The organism is Vibrio sp. TH_r3, from assembly GCF_033101115.1.
GTDB lineage: Bacteria > Pseudomonadota > Gammaproteobacteria > Enterobacterales > Vibrionaceae > Vibrio.
This window is the reverse complement of the sequence record NZ_JAWMPW010000090.1, coordinates 1-492: the sequence shown is the minus strand read 5'-3', so window position 1 is coordinate 492 and position 492 is coordinate 1. Positions and strand designations below refer to the sequence as shown.

Annotated in this window: 4 tRNA genes; all 4 read right to left on the bottom strand. The window is 44.5% G+C overall.

Annotated elements, in window-relative coordinates:
- Positions 1-20 precede the first annotated feature (20 nt).
- A tRNA-Gly gene (locus tag R3X26_RS18920) sits at positions 21-111 on the bottom strand.
- 32 nt (positions 112-143) lie between these two features.
- Positions 144-234, bottom strand: a tRNA-Gly gene (locus R3X26_RS18915).
- 32 nt (positions 235-266) lie between these two features.
- A tRNA-Gly gene (locus tag R3X26_RS18910) sits at positions 267-357 on the bottom strand.
- 32 nt (positions 358-389) lie between these two features.
- A tRNA-Gly gene (locus R3X26_RS18905) sits at positions 390-480 on the bottom strand.
- Positions 481-492: the final 12 nt, after the last annotated feature.

Genomic DNA, 492 nt, shown 5'->3' with positions numbered 1-492 from the left:
TACAAGTCAATAATTTAATTTGGAGCGACACACGAGGTTCGCTTTCTCTTGAACTAAAAGCGTGACCTCAACCTTGGCAAGGTTGCGCTCTATTAATTGAGCTAGTGTCGCTATCATTGACTGTACAAGTCAATAATTTAATTTGGAGCGACACACGAGGTTCGCTTTCTCTTGAACTAAAAGCGTGACCTTAACCTTGGCAAGGTTGCGCTCTACTAACTGAGCGAGTGTCGCTATCGTCGACTATACAAGTCCATAATTTAATTTGGAGCGACACACGAGGTTCGCTTTCTCTTGAACTAAAAGCGTGACCTCAACCTTGGCAAGGTTGCGCTCTACCAACTGAGCGAGTGTCGCTATCATTGACTCTACAAGTCAATAATTTAATTTGGAGCGACACACGAGGTTCGCTTTCTCTTGAACTAAAAGCGTGACCTCAACCTTGGCAAGGTTGCGCTCTACCAACTGAGCTAGTGTCGCTATCATTGACTG